Source organism: Marinobacter sp. V032 (assembly GCF_052645435.1).
In genome coordinates, this window is sequence record NZ_JBQXYE010000004.1 from 63,461 (window position 1) to 82,128 (window position 18,668).

At 56.7% G+C, this 18,668-nt stretch carries 20 protein-coding genes; 3 read left to right on the plus strand and 17 right to left on the minus strand.

Going from position 1 to position 18,668, the window contains the following annotated elements; genetic code table 11:
* Window positions 1-224 precede the first annotated feature (224 nt).
* The 3 genes from upp (at window position 225) to ACUN9X_RS16155 (ending at window position 3,064) form a co-directional block, all read left to right on the plus strand.
* The gene (upp, locus tag ACUN9X_RS16145) at window positions 225-863 is read left to right on the plus strand and encodes a uracil phosphoribosyltransferase (protein ID WP_260034885.1); all 639 of its coding nucleotides are present in this window, start codon (window positions 225-227) and stop codon (window positions 861-863) included.
* Window positions 864-865: 2 nt separating this feature from the next.
* On the plus strand, window positions 866-2,134 hold the full coding sequence (locus ACUN9X_RS16150) for a uracil-xanthine permease family protein (RefSeq protein ID WP_260034884.1): 1,269 nt from the start codon (window positions 866-868) through the stop codon (window positions 2,132-2,134).
* Window positions 2,135-2,212: 78 nt separating this feature from the next.
* Complete coding sequence (locus tag ACUN9X_RS16155; RefSeq protein WP_445473759.1) at window positions 2,213-3,064, plus strand: class I SAM-dependent methyltransferase; 852 nt, start codon at window positions 2,213-2,215, stop codon at window positions 3,062-3,064.
* Between the two features lie 40 nt (window positions 3,065-3,104).
* Here the strand turns inward: ACUN9X_RS16155 and flhB are convergent, their stop codons facing one another.
* From flhB to fliF, 17 genes are all read right to left on the minus strand, one after another.
* Window positions 3,105-4,241 (minus strand): flagellar biosynthesis protein FlhB, encoded by a 1,137-nt coding sequence (gene flhB, locus ACUN9X_RS16160; protein WP_445473760.1) that lies wholly within the window; start codon window positions 4,239-4,241, stop codon window positions 3,105-3,107.
* A 43-nt stretch (window positions 4,242-4,284) separates the two neighbouring features.
* The gene (fliR, locus tag ACUN9X_RS16165; RefSeq protein ID WP_445473855.1) at window positions 4,285-5,067 is read right to left on the minus strand and encodes a flagellar biosynthetic protein FliR; all 783 of its coding nucleotides are present in this window, start codon (window positions 5,065-5,067) and stop codon (window positions 4,285-4,287) included.
* 4 nt (window positions 5,068-5,071) lie between these two features.
* Window positions 5,072-5,341 carry a flagellar biosynthesis protein FliQ gene (fliQ, locus tag ACUN9X_RS16170; protein WP_260034879.1) on the minus strand — a complete coding sequence of 90 codons (270 nt, stop codon included), beginning with the start codon at window positions 5,339-5,341 and terminating at the stop codon, window positions 5,072-5,074.
* Window positions 5,342-5,362: 21 nt separating this feature from the next.
* Window positions 5,363-6,112 carry a flagellar type III secretion system pore protein FliP gene (gene fliP, locus ACUN9X_RS16175; RefSeq protein WP_279306977.1) on the minus strand — a complete coding sequence of 250 codons (750 nt, stop codon included), beginning with the start codon at window positions 6,110-6,112 and terminating at the stop codon, window positions 5,363-5,365.
* 5 nt (window positions 6,113-6,117) lie between these two features.
* Window positions 6,118-6,612 carry a flagellar biosynthetic protein FliO gene (fliO, locus tag ACUN9X_RS16180; protein WP_260034877.1) on the minus strand — a complete coding sequence of 165 codons (495 nt, stop codon included), beginning with the start codon at window positions 6,610-6,612 and terminating at the stop codon, window positions 6,118-6,120.
* A 76-nt stretch (window positions 6,613-6,688) separates the two neighbouring features.
* Window positions 6,689-7,204, minus strand: coding sequence for a flagellar motor switch protein FliN (gene fliN / locus ACUN9X_RS16185; RefSeq protein WP_260034875.1), 516 nt, complete (start codon window positions 7,202-7,204; stop codon window positions 6,689-6,691).
* On the minus strand, window positions 7,197-8,195 hold the full coding sequence (fliM, locus tag ACUN9X_RS16190; protein ID WP_260034873.1) for a flagellar motor switch protein FliM: 999 nt from the start codon (window positions 8,193-8,195) through the stop codon (window positions 7,197-7,199). Before fliM ends, fliN begins: the two co-directional genes overlap by 8 nt.
* A gap of 53 nt (window positions 8,196-8,248) precedes the next feature.
* Window positions 8,249-8,752, minus strand: a complete 504-nt coding sequence (locus ACUN9X_RS16195) for a flagellar basal body-associated FliL family protein (protein ID WP_260034871.1) — start codon at window positions 8,750-8,752, stop codon at window positions 8,249-8,251.
* A gap of 336 nt (window positions 8,753-9,088) precedes the next feature.
* Window positions 9,089-10,375, minus strand: coding sequence for a flagellar hook-length control protein FliK (locus ACUN9X_RS16200; protein ID WP_445473761.1), 1,287 nt, complete (start codon window positions 10,373-10,375; stop codon window positions 9,089-9,091).
* Window positions 10,376-10,471: 96 nt separating this feature from the next.
* Window positions 10,472-10,819 (minus strand): Hpt domain-containing protein, encoded by a 348-nt coding sequence (locus ACUN9X_RS16205; protein ID WP_260034867.1) that lies wholly within the window; start codon window positions 10,817-10,819, stop codon window positions 10,472-10,474.
* Window positions 10,820-10,878: 59 nt separating this feature from the next.
* Window positions 10,879-12,669, minus strand: coding sequence for an ATP-binding SpoIIE family protein phosphatase (locus ACUN9X_RS16210; RefSeq protein ID WP_445473762.1), 1,791 nt, complete (start codon window positions 12,667-12,669; stop codon window positions 10,879-10,881).
* 31 nt (window positions 12,670-12,700) lie between these two features.
* Window positions 12,701-13,006 carry an STAS domain-containing protein gene (locus tag ACUN9X_RS16215; protein WP_260034864.1) on the minus strand — a complete coding sequence of 102 codons (306 nt, stop codon included), beginning with the start codon at window positions 13,004-13,006 and terminating at the stop codon, window positions 12,701-12,703.
* 171 nt (window positions 13,007-13,177) lie between these two features.
* Window positions 13,178-13,621, minus strand: a complete 444-nt coding sequence (gene fliJ / locus ACUN9X_RS16220; RefSeq protein WP_260034862.1) for a flagellar export protein FliJ — start codon at window positions 13,619-13,621, stop codon at window positions 13,178-13,180.
* Window positions 13,618-14,982: a flagellar protein export ATPase FliI gene (gene fliI, locus ACUN9X_RS16225; protein ID WP_347710177.1), complete on the minus strand. Its 1,365-nt coding sequence runs from the start codon at window positions 14,980-14,982 to the stop codon at window positions 13,618-13,620. Before fliI ends, fliJ begins: the two co-directional genes overlap by 4 nt.
* On the minus strand, window positions 14,963-15,904 hold the full coding sequence (locus tag ACUN9X_RS16230; protein WP_260034860.1) for a flagellar assembly protein FliH: 942 nt from the start codon (window positions 15,902-15,904) through the stop codon (window positions 14,963-14,965). Before ACUN9X_RS16230 ends, fliI begins: the two co-directional genes overlap by 20 nt.
* Window positions 15,904-16,953, minus strand: a complete 1,050-nt coding sequence (gene fliG, locus ACUN9X_RS16235; RefSeq protein WP_260034859.1) for a flagellar motor switch protein FliG — start codon at window positions 16,951-16,953, stop codon at window positions 15,904-15,906. The genes ACUN9X_RS16230 and fliG overlap by 1 nt, the downstream gene beginning before the upstream one ends.
* Window positions 16,946-18,655 carry a flagellar basal-body MS-ring/collar protein FliF gene (fliF, locus tag ACUN9X_RS16240; RefSeq protein ID WP_260034857.1) on the minus strand — a complete coding sequence of 570 codons (1,710 nt, stop codon included), beginning with the start codon at window positions 18,653-18,655 and terminating at the stop codon, window positions 16,946-16,948. Before fliF ends, fliG begins: the two co-directional genes overlap by 8 nt.
* Between the last annotated feature and the right edge of the window lie 13 nt (window positions 18,656-18,668).

The window sequence follows — 18,668 nt, forward strand, 5'->3', positions numbered from 1 at the left end:
ATTGCCAGCGTTTGGTCTGTCGTTTTTTTGACGACATACCTGCATACCGACAGGTGATTGCACGATCCATACCAACGCGAGCGAACCTTCGGAAAACCGGCCGCTGACGAAACCATCACAAGTGCGGTATCCTTGACGCCAATTCGAGTCATAACGCCATCTGATTGCCATCAGCAGGTGTCATGACCAGACATCCCCACGTACTCCTGAACATAAGGTGAGCCATGCCCGTCCATGAGGTTCAACACCCCCTGATCCGCCATAAACTTGGCCTGATGCGCCGCGCCGACATCAGCACCAAAAACTTTCGCGAGTTGGCTCAGGAGGTCGGCGCCCTGCTGACCTATGAGGCCACCAAAGACTTTGAGCTTGAAAAAGAAACGATTGAAGGCTGGGCCGGACCGGTAGAAGTCGAACGCCTGCGCGGTAAAAAGGTCACCATCGTACCGATCCTGCGGGCGGGCATGGGCATGCTGGATGGCGTACTGTCACTGATTCCCGGAGCACGCGTCAGTGTGGTCGGCCAGGTGCGTAACGAAGAAACCCTTGAAGCCAGCACCTATCTGGAAAAGCTGGTGGGCGAACTGGATCAGCGGATGGCGGTCATTATCGACCCCATGCTGGCAACGGGCGGTTCACTGATTTCAACAATCGACCTACTCAAAAAGGCCGGCAGCACTGAAATCCGGGCGCTGATCCTTGTCGCCGCACCGGAAGGTGTAGCCAAAGTGCTGGAAGCCCATCCTGATGTGTCCATCTATACCGCTTCGGTCGATCAGCGGCTTAATGAAAAGGGATACATTCTTCCGGGTCTCGGCGATGCCGGTGACAAGATCTTCGGCACCAAACAAAAGGACAGCTAAGCATGCAGCAAACTTCCAACGAACCCGTATGGCGAGAGGCACTTGCCGGATCCCAGATGTTGCTGGTTGCGTTTGGCGCATTGGTGCTGATGCCCCTTATCACCGGTATGGACCCCAACGTGGCTTTGTTCACCGCCGGTGTCGGCACCCTGCTCTTCCAACTGATTACCGGCGGTCAGATTCCGATTTTCCTCGCCTCGTCGTTCGCCTTTATCGCGCCGATCATTGCCTCCAAGGCCCGGTTTGGCATTGAGGAAACCATGGGCGGGCTGGTCGCCGCCGGTGTGCTCTATATGATCCTGAGCGGTCTGGTGCGTCTTAAAGGCACCGGGTTTCTGAACCGCTTGTTACCACCGGTTGTAATCGGCCCGGTGATTATGGTGATTGGTCTCGGACTGGCGCCAGTCGCCGTCAATATGGCAATGGGCAAAGCCGGCGATGGCAGCGCGCAGCTCGTGCCTTACGATATTGCGATCTGGATTGCGATGATCTCACTGGCCACCACTGTCGCTTTCGCTGTGATGGCCAAAGGTATCTTCCGCCTGATTCCGATTATGTTCGGTGTCATCACCGGCTACGCGCTATCGGCTATCATGGGTATTGTAGATACCTCGGCGATTCAGGCTGCGCCATGGCTCGGCATTCCTGCGTTTGCGGCACCGGAGTTCAGCTGGGCTGCGATTCTGTTCATGATTCCGGTCGCTATCGCCCCTGCCATTGAACATATCGGCGATGTGTTGGCGATTGGCACGGTTACCGGCAAGGACTACCTCAAGAAGCCCGGGCTGCATCGCACCTTGCTGGGTGATGGCGTTGCGACAAGCGCTGCAGCACTGGTAGGTGGGCCGCCTAATACCACTTACTCCGAAGTCACCGGCGCGGTCATGCTAACCCGCAATTTCAACCCCCGCATTATGGTGTGGGCAGCGGTAACGGCGGTCGTTCTGGCCTTTATCGGCAAGTTCGGTGCAGCGCTGCAGACCATTCCCGTCCCTGTTATGGGTGGCATCCTGTGCCTGCTGTTTGGCTCTATTGCGGTTGTTGGCCTGAATACGCTGATCCGCCACCAGGTTGACCTTTCGGAAGCCCGTAATCTGGTAATCACCGGCGTGACGCTGGTATTCGGGATCGGTGGCATGGTCATTGGCCAGGTAGAAGGGATCGCCCTTTGCGGCCTGGTCGCGATTGCCCTGAACCTGATTTTGCCCGGCAGCCGCAGCGGCTGGGGCGATGAAACCATTCCGGAACCCGGCAACGCTCAGTCAGAATAGCGGTATCCTTCGGCGTCCTGCGCATGGGGAAAAGACACCCCATGCTCATGGACGCCGGACTCTCAAGGAGCACCTGCTATGCACCCACCTATAAAAAGCACCGGCATCAGTTTTACTGCGCTATACACCAGCGCCGTCTGGCAACACAACGGATTGTCGGAAGCCGGCCTCACGCCCACCACTGGCCACGCCCTCTACAGCCTGCTTACGCCGTTCGAAGGCGCAAGTCAGATGCTTGCCGGCGGCAATATCCGCATTTTTCTGCTCCAGCGCCATTTGATTATCGATGAACTGATTGCCGACGCTATCAACAACCGTCAGGTCACCCAGGTCCTTGAAGTGGCATGCGGACTGTCCCCTCGCGGCATTCGCTTGCGCAAACGTTTCCCTCAGATCCATATGGTCGAAGCGGACCTGCCCGCCATGGCAGCGCGAAAGGAAGCCTATCTGCGCAGCGAGGGTTATCTTGATGCGCAACACCAGGTTCGGCCGGTCGATATTTTTGCAGAATCCGGCCCGCTCAGCATCGAAGCGCTCATCAAAGCCGAATTCGATGCAGATGGCCCGGTGCTGATAATTACTGAGGGCCTGACGAGCTATTTCTCTTTAGAGAACATCAGTCGCTTCTGGCAGCGCCTGGTACCAGTGCTTGAACAGCGCAGGGGGTCTGAGTACCTGTCAGAGACTTACCTGCAACCCGGGCCCAGCCTGTTTGGAACCGGCTTGAATTTGCTCAAATCGGCACTTGGGACTATCACCAGAGCCCAGGTCAGCTTTCATTTCAGTGATGAGGACAGCGCAAAGCGCCACCTGACAGAGTTGGGATTTTCAGATGTCTCGGTGATTAATCCGGAAAACTGGTATGACCGATTAGCCATTCCTCACAGTCGCGGCGAGCCACTGGTCCGGGTAATCAGAGCCGCCGTCTGAAACCTGATGCGGAGACGTTCGTCACAGGTTGGTCGCCCTCTTACGTATCACTGCGCAAATCACCCGGGATAGGCAGGTCCGGCATTCCCGGTCGTTCGCCCTGCCCGCGGCGGAAGCGACGCAGCTGATAGAGATAAGCAAGCACCTGCGCGATCGCAACATAAAGCCCCGCAGGAATTTCACCTCCAATGGCCGTGTTATGATAGACCGCTCGCGTCAGCGGTGGCGTGCGCATGATATCGACCTTGTGTTCGCGGGCGATCTCCATAATTTTGAATGCCACCTGATCGGCGCCTTTGGCGACCACAATCGGCGCCGCCATCTTGCTCTGATCGTATTTCAGGGCAACCGCATAGTGGGTCGGGTTGGTGATCACCACATCAGCCGTCGGCACATCCTGCATCATCCGGCGCTGTGCCATTTCGCGTTGCAACTGACGAATACGGCCTTTTACTTCCGGCTTGCCTTCCGTGTCCTTGAACTCGTCTTTGACTTCCTGCTTGGTCATCCGCAGCTTTTTGTTGTGATCATAGATCTGAAACGGTACATCAATCGCCGCGATAATGATGGTCGCGCAGGACAGCAAAAAGAAACTCCAGCCCAGCGTCCAAAGCACATGCTCCATCGCCGGAACGGCTGGCTCTTCAGCGATCGCCAGTAAATCTTCAGTGCGCAGATCCAGAATAACAATGGCTATCACCAGCACCAACGCGACTTTGGCGACTGCCTTGACCAGCTCCACCAGAGCCCTTGCGGAGAACATTCGCTTCAGACCTTTCATCGGGTCCATGCGGTTCAGTTTGGGCGCAATCGCCTTGCCACTGAATAACAGACCACCAATGCCGATCGGCCCCACTATCGCCGCAATCAATAACACCAGCATGATGGGCGCCAACGCCCATGCGGCCTCTTTTGCGGACTGCAGCAGAAAGAGCGCCATGTAGTTGGTGTCAAATGCCACCAGGCGCTCAAACTCGAAGCTGTGGCGCATGATGCTCTCGAGTGAGGCCCCGAGGCTGCTGCCAAATATCAACAGACTCGCGGCACCGGCCAGCAGTACCGCCATGGTCGCCAGTTCTTTGGAACGCGCCGTCTGGCCATCCTCCCGGGACTTTTCAAGCCTTCGGGGGGTGGCCTCTTCGGTCTTTTCCTGACTGTTGTCGTTTTCTTCAGCCATGACGGACACACCGGTCGTTGAAAGACAGAGTGAACCTGTTCATTCAGGGTAGCCCCTGTAACGAACGCATGAAGTCAAACGTTTCAGATGTGTATTGTTCGAAGTGAGGCACAAAGTTGGTATGCAGTACCCAGATGGCAAACAGACCAAACAACAAACCTATCGGGAAACCGAGCGAAAAGATGTTCATTTGCGGGGCCGCACGGGTCATGACACCAAACGAGATAGTGACGATCAGCACGGCGGTTACCGCTGGCAGCGCCAGCAACATGGCCGATACAAACATCCAACTGACCCGGTGTGCCAATGCCCAAAAGGCGTCCGGCCCCAGACCTGACATGCCGATAGGGATGGTTCTGAAGCTTTCGATAAAAACCTCGAACGCCACCAGATGGCCATTCATGGCCAAAAACAGCAAGGTGATGGTGATGGTATAAATCTGGGCCAGTATGGGCACGTTGATGCCGTTTGCCGGGTCCACCATGGAGGCGAAACCGAGCCCCATCTGCATGGCTATCATCTGACCGGCCACCACAAACAACTGGAACAGCACGGTCAGCGCAAACCCCATGCCCGCGCCGATCATCACCTGATTGATGGTGATCACCACTGCATCGGCACTCAGCGCATCGACACGGGGAACATCGCCAATCATCGGCACGATGAGAATGGTCATCAGCAGTGCCAGACCGAGCCGGATTCGCGTCGGCACCAGCCCCGAGCCCACAAACGGGATCACCATCATGAAACTGGCAATCCGGAACAATGGCCAAAGATGCTGCCCGACCCACTGACCGACCATATCGGCACTGACTTCGAAGCCCATCAGGTCAGCCAATCAGATAAGGGATATTCATGATCAGCGTGCGGGCATGGTCCAGCAGCTGCGTCAGCATCCAGGGGCCGGCGAAAATAATCATCATCAGCGTGATCAGCAAACGCGGCAGAAAACTGAGTGTCTGCTCGTTAATCTGCGTAGCCGCCTGGAAGGTACTGACGATAAGACCGACGACCAGCCCCGGCCCTATAATCACCGCTGAGAGCAGAACGATCATCCACAGCGCCTGACGCATTATGTCGATTACGGTTTCCGGAGTCATTGTCCAGTCTCCTGTTGCTGGCTATAAACCATAACTGGCCGCCAGTGTACCCATGATGAGCGCCCAGCCATCTACCAACACGAAAAGCATGATTTTGAATGGTAAGGAAATAATGATGGGCGACAGCATCATCATACCCATCGCCATGAGTACGCTGGCGACCACCATGTCGATAATCAGAAACGGAATAAACAGAATAAAGCCAATCTGGAACGCGGTTTTCAACTCACTGGTCACGAAAGCCGGCATCAACACAAAGAAGTCGACATCATCCGGCGTCTGGTAGGTGACGTCTGCCATTCGGGTGAACAGGGCAAGGTCACTTTCCCGTGTTTGGGCCAGCATGAACTTGCGGAACGGCTCACTGGCGGCTTCTACTGCCTCAAGCGGCGCCATTTCTTCTGCCAGATACGGCTGCAGGGCTGCCCTGTTAACCTCCTGAAATACCGGCGCCATGATAAATATAGTGAGGAACAGGGTAAGCCCCAGAAGAATCTGGTTGGATGGAGTGGACTGCAGACCCAGCGCCTGCCGCAAAATCGAAAACACGATGATGATCCGGGTAAACGACGTCATCATCATCAGCATCGCTGGCAGGAAAGTCAGCGCGGTCATCAGCGCCAACACCTGCAGGGTCACCGAATATTCCTGTGCCTCGCCTTCACCCGGTGTCATGGTGATTGCAGGAATGCCGGGCATGTCCGCTTGTGCCGGCATAGCCAGAAGCAACAGTGGGAGCGACGTCAGGATCAGAGGCAACAGGCGACTCAAGCGGCTCATGCCTTGCCTCCGCGTGGATCGTCGTCAATTGGGGAATCACTTGCAGACTTGCCTTGCCAGTGGCGGCCCACCATCGCCTGCAGACGTTTGGCAAAATCGCTGTCGGCCGGCGAACCGCCTTTGGTCACCACCGGCTCATCAAATACATGAAGGGTCCGGATCGCCGATGGCGTGATGCCTACCAGAATCTGGGTACCACCGACATCGACCAGTGCAATTCTTTCACGGGCACCAACGGCCAGCACGCTCACAATTTTCATAGCCTGGTTATTCATGCCCGTCAGACCGGTCATGCGCTTAACCAGCCAGGCGCATATGAATATCAGGGCAATAACAGCGACCAGCCCCAACCCGAGGCTTAACATCGAAACAAGGTTGTCGGGACCATGACGTACAGGTGGCTCGCCTGCCTTTGCGGCAAGCGTCGCGGTTTCCTCGGCCCATGCCGGCAGGCTGGCAAGCAGTAAACCGAGCGAGAAGATCCGTTGCAATGTCGTTCCTCCGATCCGCTAGCCCACCCCCGAACTAATACAGTGACGCTGTGGGCGGGCTAATGGTCGTGAATTGTTATTTTGAAAGTCGCTTGATGCGCTCACCCGGACTGATGACGTCCGTCAGCCGGATGCCGAACTTTTCGTTTACCATGACCACTTCGCCGTGAGCGATCAGCGTACCGTTGACCAAGACGTCAAGTGGCTCGCCCGCCAGCCGGTCCAGTTCGATCACAGACCCCTGGTTGAGCTGCAGCAGGTTGCGGATCGGAATCTGGGTATTGCCCACTTCCATCGAAATAGTGACCGGAATATCCAGTATCACGTCAAGATCGGGCGAAGGGCCGTGCCCGACTGAGGCTTCCTCTTCAGCAAACTCTTCCATGGGAGCTGCCTTCACGGCCGAGGCGCCGCTCTTACCTTCACCGGCTTCTTCCATTGCGGCTGCCCACTCATCACCAAGCTCACCGGTTCCGGATGCATCGGATCCCTCACTCTCGTCACCGGACTCGGTCATGGCTGCCTCCCACTCCGCCGCGAGCTTCTCGTCTTCGCTCATCTCTTCGGCGTTCTTTTTGTCATCTTCAGCCATCTCTATTCACCTTCAATTGTTTTTTGACCTGGGGCCGAGGGGTCTTGCCGGTAATTCTCAGTGCCAGATTACCGTCGCGCGTACCCAGTTGGGCACGGTAAATGGGAATACCATTGGCGGTGACCGTGAGGTCTTCGGGCATCTCAACCGGAATCACATCACCGGCTTTTAGCTTTGCCAGCTCCCGCAACGACATTTTTCGCCTGCAAACCGTGGTATTAATCGGCACGCTGACCGCTCTGACATCTTCCTGAAGGGCGTTAACCCAACGTTCATCGACATCATCAACGTCACTCTGCACGCCAGCGTCCAGCACATCACGGATGGGCTCGATCATCGAATAGGGAAATGCCATGTGCAGCTCGCCACCGCCACCGTCCAGCTCGATATGGAAAGTACTGACGACCACCACTTCGCTGGGGCTGACGATATTGGCCATCGCCGGATTCACCTCAGAACTGAGGTATTCGAAATCAATTTTGAGCACCGCGCTCCAGGCTTCCCGCATATCAATGAAAACCTGGTCCAGCATCATCTGGACGATGCGAATCTCTGTCGGAGTAAACTCCCGGCCCTCGATCTTCGCGTGCCGGCCTTCCCCACCAAAGAAATTATCAACCAGCTTGAACACCAGCTTGGCATCGAGGATAAACAAACCTGTGCCGCGAAGGGGCCGCATTTTTATCAGGTTCAGACTGGTCGGCACATAAAGGGTATGGACATACTCGCCGAACTTCATGATCTGAATACCGCCGGTGGACACATCGGCGTTACGACGCAACAGATTGAAAAGACTGATTCGGGTGTAACGGGCAAAACGCTCATTGATCATTTCAAGCGTTGGCATCCGGCCACGAACAATACGATCCTGACTGGCAAGATCGTAGTCTTTTACGCCAGCTTCATCGGCCTCATCGTAGGTGTCGATGTCACCATCATCGACACCATGGAGTAGCGCGTCGATTTCATCTTGTGACAGTAAATCCTGCATACCTGATTCCCGACCTCACAGGTTCATCCAAAACGGACGGACCGGGTGAATAATTATTGCAGTACAAAGTTCTCGAACAGAATACGGTCAACAGGCGACGCGCCTTCCTGTTCAAGTACACCGTTGACGGCGGATAGCGTATCGGCCAGCAGTTGCTGCTTACCCTCAACCGTTTGCATCGCCGCAAAATCCTGACCACCAAATAAACTCAACAACCGGCTGCGAATCAGTGGCATGTGCGTTTCTGCCGCATCCAGTGCAGCCTGGTCCCGGCTTTGGAAAGCAACAAATATCTGCATGTAACGCTGACGTCCGTCAGCCGTCAAGGTAACGATGAAGGGCTTTTCGATCGTCAGGTACCGGCTGGGAACAAATACTTCTTCCGCCGGCTCGTCGCTGTCAGCCGCATCACTTCCGCTATCTGAATCCCCTTTCAGAAGCCAGTATGTACCGGCAACCGATAAGCCAACGGCCATCAGCACCACCAGCGTCAGAATAATAATGAGCTTCAGTTTGCTCTTGCCGCCTGCCGGCGCGTTCTCTTTATTTTCGGCCATAGTGGTCAGTCAGTTTTCCGTCACTTTCGGGCGAATGAAGGGCTATTTAACAAGGTAGCAGCAAGTTACGGGCCAGTCTTCGATGTTGAAGGAAAAATACCAGACGGCCCTTATCCATGAGACTCGCAGCCACACGTGCTTTGATGCCAGACACTTATTGAAAACAGAAGTTTAGCGTCTGAATCATCAGACATAAACCGCCCGAATGAAAGAACCGCGCAGAGAAAAAACAAAACCCGAGTCAGAAACCTGAATCGGGTTGGTAATATGGGGTGGGTCATCGCCTTTCGGGCGGGATGGATCAGCTGAGTGGCCCAGCCAGGCAATCGGCTGCGATCAGGCGTACAGGTCAACCTCTCCGCGCCAGCTCAAATCCAGCGATCCGGAAAGTGCGGCGCCATCATCCTGGTCGAGTGCTGCCATATCGCCATTACCCACAACACCTTCGCCGTGTGTCCCGGTGCCTTCTCCGGCACTGTCTCGCTGGCCCTGACCCGAGGCATCAACAGAAACCTCAAAACGCTCGAGCGTCAGGCCACTGTCCTGCAGCATATCCCGCAGACGGTGACCGTTAAGCTCAAGTTGATCCCTGACCACTGAATGACTCGCGTGGATAGCGACGTTAGCCTGATCGTTGTGAACCTGAACCCGTACTTCCATAGGCCCGAAATCCGGGGGCGTAATGTGTATTTCTGCCACTGACATACGCTGAGTGGTCAGCCAGGCCAGCTTACCGGCCACTTTCTCGCCCCATTCAGCATGCTGAACCGGCAGGTCGATGCTGGTGGAATAGCTTTTCAGTGGCGCCAGTACTTCCTTGGCTCCCTGCGCCTGCTGCAAGGATGCAGGGCCAGACTTTGACGCGGACTCAGCACCTCCCTGAAGCCGATTAAGCTGAGCGGAAAATTCAATTCCCTTGCCCTCTCCAGCCGCGGTTGATTTGCCCAGAAGGCCTTTGAGAGTTTCGCCCGATTCGGATGGCAAGCCTTCGCCACCGCCTTTACCCGCTTTCAGCGCCATAGCAACTGGAGACTGCTGGGTGGTGCCGGCAGCCATAGGGGCCATCGCCGCACTACCCGTTGGCGTGGTGCCGGTTGCGATTTTGCCGGTCTGCCCGTTCGTCAGTTGCGTGGGGCTGTTCATAAACAAAGGCACCACGGTTTCATCATCCGGAGACTCAGGTTTTTCCTGATCGCCCTCAGCCACGGCCTGGCCCTGGGCTTCAGTGGCTTCGGTATCCTCTTTCTCTGCCCGGGTCTCGGCAGATTCCTGCCGCGACGTGTCTTCGGGTTGCCGTGATTCCGCTGCGGGCCGCGCTTCGTCCCGCGCATTGCTATCGGATGCGCCTTTCGTTTTGGCATCCGCTCGTTTGTCAGCAATTGCATCCCTTTGATCGTCGCGTGCCGCTCGCCTGTCGGCAAGGCGCTGATCTTCAATACGGGCATCCTGCGCTCGCTGATCAGCGCGCCGGCTTTCGGTCGCGCGGTCTTCGAGACGCTGCTTCTCTCGGGCTGAAACCGCATCAAATCCCTCGGAGGCCTGATCGGAAGCCAGATCCTGGCGCGGTCGGTCGAGATTTTGCTCGGGTTTCAGACTTGCTGGCGTCAGCAATATTCCAGACATGGCAACCCCTTGCCGCTTGGGCTCAGATAAAGACGATTATTCAGAGTTCAGCAATTAGGGTGCCAACACCGTAACAAGGTACGGACCAGAGGGTGGTTATCGCAGAAGGGTTTGTTCAAGTAACTGGCGAACGGTCAGAAACTCACTTTGGATATCATCCAGCAGGTGGGCAGCATCATCAATGCGCTCTTCCCTGCCGGCAATCTCCGCCTCGGAGCAGAGTGCGCCCAAGCGGGGGGCACCGATGTTGATACAACTACCCTTGAAGCTGTGTGCGGAGTGGGTGAACGCCTGTGAATCACGGCTGGAAAGGGCCGAACGCAAGATATCGATACGTTCGCCGGAATCTGACAGGTAGGTTCTGATCAACACATCAAACTCGTCCTCCATGACATCGCGCAGCTCTGATAGCGCTTCATCATCGAGATGCGGTTTTTTATTCATGATCACCTCCACATTATCGTCCCGACTCTTCGGCCAGCTCAATTTGCAAACAAGGCGAGCTATCGGGACTCGTTATCCGGCGATCCCTTAACATCCGGCTGCCGGTTCAATGACCAGTGATATTCTGCCTCAACTTCGTTCCCCGCGCCCAGGTGGCGGACACTTGTACACAGATGTCGCACCAGCGCGAGGCCCCGCCCTGTGTATCCATCATGATCCAGAGCGGATCTCTTTTGGTCAGTATAGTTAAAGCCGGCGCCGGTATCCTGACAGATTACTTTAAGGCGCCCTTCTTTCCCCGTGGTCTCATGTTCCAGCCGGAAGCGGATACGATGTCCGCCAGTCGATTTCAACCTGCGTTCGCGCTCTGCATAGTAGCGCCCGAAGCCCTCAGCTGAATCCTTCCAGTCAGATGGCAGCTCCAGAACCCCGTGCTCAAGGGCGTTGGTATAAAGCTCTGACAAGACCGTATACACCTCCCCACTGCTGCGTCGCAAGGCCGGTACTTCCATGCAGATGTGAAGCAACAGCGGTAAGGGATTGAAGTTCGCCAGAGTCTCGCCGGTGACTTCATACTCGCATACCCAGTGTGCAGGGCCGCTCAGCGCTGAAGCGGCTACCCGCAAAGGCAATTCTTCAAGATCAGCTGCCGGCACAATATCAACGGAGACCAGCGTCAGGTCATCACTGCTTTGCTGGTCACCGGTAAAGTCGCTGACACTGTCCAACAAGGCCCTGAGCGGCGGACGCTGGCCCGACGCGCTATCCAGCGCCGCATGCAAGCGGGCATCACCGAACATATCCGCGTCATGGTTCTCCGCTTCCAGTACGCCATCTGTTGCAAACAATACCGTATCGCCCACATTGACCCGGTATTGCTGGACCTCCGCTGAAAAGCGTTCAGGCGACAGCACGCCAAGAGGAAGATGGGTAGAGGGCAGCGAATCGCGGCGGCCATTTTTGCGCAGCAGGAAGCCGGCTGGCAGGCCACCGTTCCAGACATTCACGCTGCCGCTGTGGAAATCGAACTCCATAAACGCAGCACAACAGAACATATCACTGGGCAGGATCCGGACGAGCTTCTGGTTGATTTCCCGAAGCACATCTCCGCTGTGAAAACCCTTGCTGGTCATGCCATAGAATATTTCGGCAACCGGCATTGCCCCAATCGCGGCTGGCAAGCCATGACCGGTAAAGTCACCAATGAGCACATTCATTCCGCCAGATGGCCGAGGACAGGCGAAGAGGATATCGCCGTTGAAAACCGACATTGGGGAAACGTGATAGTTGATATTCGGCGCATCCAGACAACCGGTGTGCGCAATATTCTCGAATACCCTGCGTGCGATATCCTGCTCTGTCAGCAATTGCTCATTGTGAGCCCGGATAAGATCACGCTGAACACTCAGGGTCCGGTGCATCAAGCGCATCCGGTTGAAGGCGTTGATTTTGGCTTCGATGATGGTGCGGTTGTAAGGCTTGGACAGAAAGTCGTCGCCGCCCGCTTCAAGGCAGCGGGCCAGCGCATCGGCATCAGACAGGGATGTGAGAAAAATCACCGGAACCAGCGTGTCACCCGCCAGCGCTTTAATATGGCGGGCCGCGTCCATCCCGTCCATGCGCGGCATCATCACATCAAGCAATACAATTTGGGGATGGTGTTCGCGGAAAAGCTCCACGGCTTCGTAGCCGTCTTCAGCCAGTATGACCTGGTGCCCGAGCCGGCGCACCATCGCCTGCAGGATCAGGCGATCACTGTGACTGTCATCAGCGATGATGATCCTTAGCGGATCGCCATCCGCCTCGTCTGCCTCCGATGCCGCGTCGACGCTGTTTGCCCTTTCATCCATGTCCGGACTTTCCAATCGGCGCCTCTCAGGTCTACTTTATGGAAAATAACTGCTCGAAGTTCGAAATCGACAGAATGCGTTTTACATCACTGTTGCAGTTTTCGATGCGTACCCGACCGGCATCCCCGCCGGCATAATCCCTGAGCAACAACAACATGCCCAGAGCCGAGCTGTCGAGGTAGGTTGTGTCTGACATGTCGATCACATAATCGTTCACTTGCTGATCGCCATGTTCATAGGCATCGCGAAAACTCTGGTGAGAGCTGAAATCAAATCGGCCATCAATACTGATAACCAGTGTTCGGCCGTCCTCACTGCGCCGCGATTGAATCGCCATGCCATATCCTCCGTCTTCCTCTTTGGCGAGAGGGTGATGTTAGTAAAAGCGCTGATTCTGAGATTAATTGAACAAGCGTAATTGTGAGAATAGCTAAAACTCAAGTAAATGCACCGTGAGTTTGCCGGGAAGAAATGAGCGACATCAAGGTAATGAGCAAACCTGTCGGGATCAGCGACGGCGGGCGTGCATGCGACCGGCTGCTTCGTCCGCCTGCTTCTGCTCGTGCTGATCCCGCTCGCGCAGCTCCTGGGCTTTGCAGGCATCAATATGACGGGACATCCCCTGCTTGCGCTCGTACGCCTCGCGCCAGCCGGCACGCGCCTTCTCGAAGGCCACCGTCGCCTGCTGAACCTGCTTTTCCTGCTGGCTGATAGCCACGTCCAGCTGGGCAATGAATGCCTGCCAACCCTGTAGCTTGGCCACGGATACAACACCCTGCTGCCCCTGACGCATCTGTTGACGGTAATCCGCCTGGTAACGCTTCAAATCATCAAGCTGTTGCTGGTGTGATTGCAGTTTTTGGCGAGCCGCTGTGAGGACCGTCAGTGCCTGATCTTCCTTGCGCTGCTCGAGCGCCAGAACGACTTTCAAGCGTTCAGACCGGGGTTTCATTCAGCCCCCTGCCGGGCGTCGCCGGCATTTTTCCTGTCCGGCAACACGGCTTTGAGCTGGGCAATGCACTCATTCAGCGGCGCGCTTTCTTTCAGGCCCTGCTGCAGAAAGGCGCGCATATCGTCGATTCGCTCAATCGCGTAGTCTGTTTCCGGATCCGATCCGGGCACGTAGGCGCCGACGCTGATCAGGTCTCGGGCCTGCTGATAGCGGGCAAAGGTCTGCTTGAAGGCCTGAGCCTTTTTGAAATGGTCAGTGGCGGTGACTTGCGGCATCACCCGACTGACAGAGGCTTCCACATCGATCGCCGGATAATGCCCCTCTTCCGCCAACCGTCGGGACAGGACGATGTGGCCATCCAGTATCGCCCGTGCGGCGTCGGCAATCGGATCCTGCTGGTCATCACCTTCGGTCAACACGGTATAAAAAGCGGTTATGGAACCTCCACCGGGCTTGCCGTTACCGGTGCGCTCAACCAGTTGTGGGAGCTTGGCGAACACCGAGGGTGGATAGCCTTTTGTGGCCGGCGGTTCGCCGACGGCCAGCGCAATCTCCCGCTGTGCCTGGGCATAGCGGGTCAACGAGTCCATCAACAAGAGCACACGTTTGCCCTGGTCTCTGAAGTATTCAGCAATGCGAGTCGTCAGCATCGCAGCACGCAAACGCATCAGCGGTGAATCATCCGCCGGAGATGCGACCACGACCGATCGCTCAAGACCTTCTTCCCCGAGGATGTCCTCAATAAATTCCTTGACCTCACGACCCCGCTCGCCGATCAGTCCAACGACTGTAATATCGGCGTCGGTGAAGCGGGTCATCATTCCCAGCAGCATACTCTTGCCAACACCACTACCGGCAAAAAGCCCCAGACGCTGGCCCTGCCCCACCGTCAACAGCGAATTGATGGCCCGAATTCCCACGTCAAGGGATTGACGCACGGGTGCGCGGTGGAGCGGGTTGATGATATCGCCGCTCAGGCCGACCTGCGACTCGGCCCTGAGCGCACCTTTACCGTCCAGAGGCGCGCCCGTGCCGTTCACGACGCGCCCCAGCAATTCTGGCCCAACCGGGACACGACTGGCAGCGGAAAGCGGCACCACTCTGGCCCCCGGTCTTAGGCCTTCGATAGCCGTGAGCGGCATCAAATAGACCCGATCGTCCTCAAACCCGACCACTTCAGCCTCAACACTGCCTGTGCCCTGCCCCTGGATCACGCAGCGGTCCCCGACAACCATGGGGCAGCCGACGCATTCGAGGGTCAGCCCGACCATTCGAGTCAATCGGCCAGAAAGTTCGGGTTCGATATCCTGAGGTAAAAAGCTTTGAAGCCGGCGCAGCCGGTCAGCCAATGGGCTCGTCACGATCACGCTCCCGGGATTCAGTGGCTTCGCTATCGTCTATGGATGGGTGCTCAGGAGGTGTTGTTGAGGTCTCCGAAGGTGGGGCTTCCGACGCTTCCTCCGGTTGCTGAAGCAGATCACCATGAAAGTCGGTCAGGTCACCCATCATGGCGTCCAGCTCGGCGTTGTCGCCCGACGGATCGCCATCAAGCTGTTGATCCAGCATGCGCTGGACGGCTTTCTGAAAACGCTTCTCTATAGTGAAATCGACCAGACTATGCCGGGTTTCCACCTTGCAGCCGCCCGGTAAAATAGCGTCATCTTCGGTAATGCGGGACTCTGCTTCGAAGCGATCCGCCACTTCCGCCACCCATTCACGATCTGCCGGGTTGACGCGGATAAGCACATTTTCACGGGTTGATGGCAAACTGGACAAGGCGTCGTGAACGACTTTTTTTATCTGGGACGAGTCCGTTTTAAGTTCACGGTAAACCACTGCGCGGGCCAGGACGGTCGCCAGGTTAAACAACGCGATTTCGAGTTCATCTTCATGGCGCTGGATAGGGTCAACCAACTCAGCCATGACAGATTCAAGCTGGGCGAGGCGTTGCTGCACTTCATCACGGGTCTGATCCAGGGCGGCGCTGTGGCCCTGTTCGCGTCCCTCAACAGTGCCTTCTTCGCGCCCTGCGGCGAGGCCGTCATTGCGCCCCGATTCCAGGCCTTCAGCATAGCCGGCTTCACGCCCTTCTTTGTGACCATCCTGCCAGGCTTCCTGACGAATCGCCTCAAGATCAGCCGCCGTCAGGGGTTTGACTTCCCGCTCCTCTTCGCGCGAATGCGGGCGCTGGTTGCCATGCTCATCGAGCAAGGGCAGTTCCCAGCGCTCGTAAGCGGTCAGCTCTTCAGACGGAATGCGATCGCGATGACTTTTATTCTTCATCACATCATTTCTTCGCCGGAACCACCAAGGGTGATTTCACCCGCTTCTGCCATACGGCGGGCAATCGTGATGATGTCTTTCTGGGCAGATTCAACTTCACTGACACGCACCGGCCCCTTGGCTTCGAGGTCGTCTGCCAGCAATTCAGCAGCCCGTTTGGACATGTTCTTGAAGATCTTGTCTTTCACTTCCTCGTCGGACCCCTTCAGCGCAATCACCAGAACCTCCGAGGATACTTCACGCAACAGGGCCTGTATGCCCCGATCATCAATATCCTTGAGGTTGTCGAAGACAAACATGAGATCTTCGATGGTGGTCGCCAGATCCGGATCCATCCCCTTGATGGAATCCATGAGGCCGCCTTCAATACTGCGATCCATGAAGTTCATGATATCCGCAGCACGCTTGACCCCGCCGATACGGCTGGTCTGGGCGGCTGAGCCACCGGAGAACTGTTTCTCAAGGATGTCGTTCAATTCCTGGAGGGCCTGAGGCTGAATACTTTCAAGCGAGGCCACACGCATCATGACGTCAAGGCGCACCTTATCGTCCAGTGTTGCCAGAATTTCGGCGGCCTGGTCCGGGTCCAGATAGGACACCACAATCGCCTGAATCTGAGGGTGCTCATAACGAATGATATCGCCGACGGCGCGGGGCTCCATCCATTTGAGAGTATCCAGACCGGTCGTATTGCCGCCGATCAGGATACGGTCGATCAGGCTGGATGCTTTGTCGTCACCCAGTGCCTGGGTCAGCATCGCCCGGATATAGTCGTCGTTGCCGACCCCCAGACCTGTCTGCCCGCCAACGGCCTCGACAAATTCATCCAGCACATATTTGACGTCGTCCCGGCTCACGTCTTTCATCTGCGCCATGGCAACGCCCACACGCTGAACCTCTTTCGGCCCCATGTGCTTGAGGATCTGGGCAGCATCCGCTTCGCCCAGAGACATCAGCAAAATCGCGGCCTGCTCGACCCGCGGAATCTTGCGCCGGGGCTTGGCCGGCGCTGACTCAGCCGGTGCGGCTTGAGTATTGTTCTCACTCATCAACATTCACCCATTGGCGCATGACCTGTGCAACCCGTGCCGGGTCTTCAGCGATAACGCCTTTCAACGCGTTCAGTTGACTATCATAGCCGCCACCGGCGCTCGGCAACAGCAGGTCATCACTGCGATCCATAGCGCTGCGCAATGCGCTATCGCTATCCGCGCCTTCAAGACCATCATACCCGTCATCGTCCTCCAGTGACCGATCGCGACCCTGGCGACCACCTCCGGAGAGACTCTTCAGCGTCGGACGGAGCAATCCAAGTACCAGGACCAGTATAACCAGCCCCGCCAGCACCTGCTTCATCAGGTTCCAGAACCAGGGCTGCTCCCAGAATGACGGCTCAGAGAACTGCACTTCCGCTTCCTGGGCAAATGCAGTGTTCATTACCGTCACGCTGTCGCCTCTGGCTGCGGAATAGCCTACGGCATCACGAATCAGGAATGTCAGACGCTGCAAGTCAGCTTCGGGCCAGGGCTGATAACTGACATCACCGGTAGCCGGATCCACCACCTTCATGTCATCAACTGCAACGGCGACAGTCAATCGCTCGATTTTGCCCTGCTCATGGCGAACATAGCTGACAGTCCGGTCCATTTCGTAGTTACGGGTAGACTCGGTCCGGGTATTCACCGGCGGTGCCGGTTGGGCAGCATCCGGTCCGTTAGCAGCAGTACCCGCGACTTCCGGTGCGGTTGCCGCTCCCGGAGGCTGGTTACTGAGCGCACCGGGAATACCGCCGGCGCCGCCGTTGACACGCTGCTCGGTCAACTCACGCTCTGAGCGAACGGCTTTCTGCTCGGGATTATAGAGCTCCTCGGCTTTCTCGACTGCCGCGAAGTCCAGATCGGCGGATACCTCGGCACGGAACCGGCCTTCGCCGACAATCGGACTGACAATACTCGCCACGCGCTTGGTGAGCTTGTCCTCCACCCGCGAGCCATACTCGTACTGGTCCTGCATCTGCTGACGGTTGTTGTCTGATTCCCGCTGGGTGAGCAGGTTGCCGGACTGGTCGACAACGGTGACATCCGCATCATTCATTTCCGCAACGCTGCCCGCCACCATATTGACGATAGCCGAGATCTGCTCTTCACCGAGACGACGACCGGTGAACACATCGAGGAAGACCGATGCGGTCGGTTGACGGGCATCACGAACAAATACGGACCGCTCCGGAATGGCCAGATGTACACGGGCGCTGCGCACCCCTTTCATGCTGGCAATCGTTCTGGCGAGCTCGCCTTCGAGCCCACGACGATAGCTTATTTTCTCCATAAACTGGGAGGTTCCCAGTCCCCGCTCCTGGTCCAGTATTTCATAACCCAGGGTCTTCTCGTCGGTGACACCGGCAGCTGCAAGTTTCAGGCGGGCGCTATAGACATCATCCGCCGCAACCAATAGAGCACCTGAACGCGGCTCCATCCGATACTCGATGCCAGCCTGATCCAGAATGTCAGTGACTTCCTGCGGATTGTAGGCCGACAGATCACCCACCACGGGTTGGTAGTTCGGTTCCTGCGCCCACAGCACCACCGCCACACCGAGGGCGACACTGGCGGCGAGGCCGATCATCAGGCCAATCTGGCGGAACAGCGTCAGACGATTGAAACCGAACAACAGATCGCTCTGGCTTTCCGAACCATCATCACTGCTGGCCATCGGCGTATTGACTGTAGCTTCAGCGGGTAGGGTTGCCATGGGAGTGCTCCGC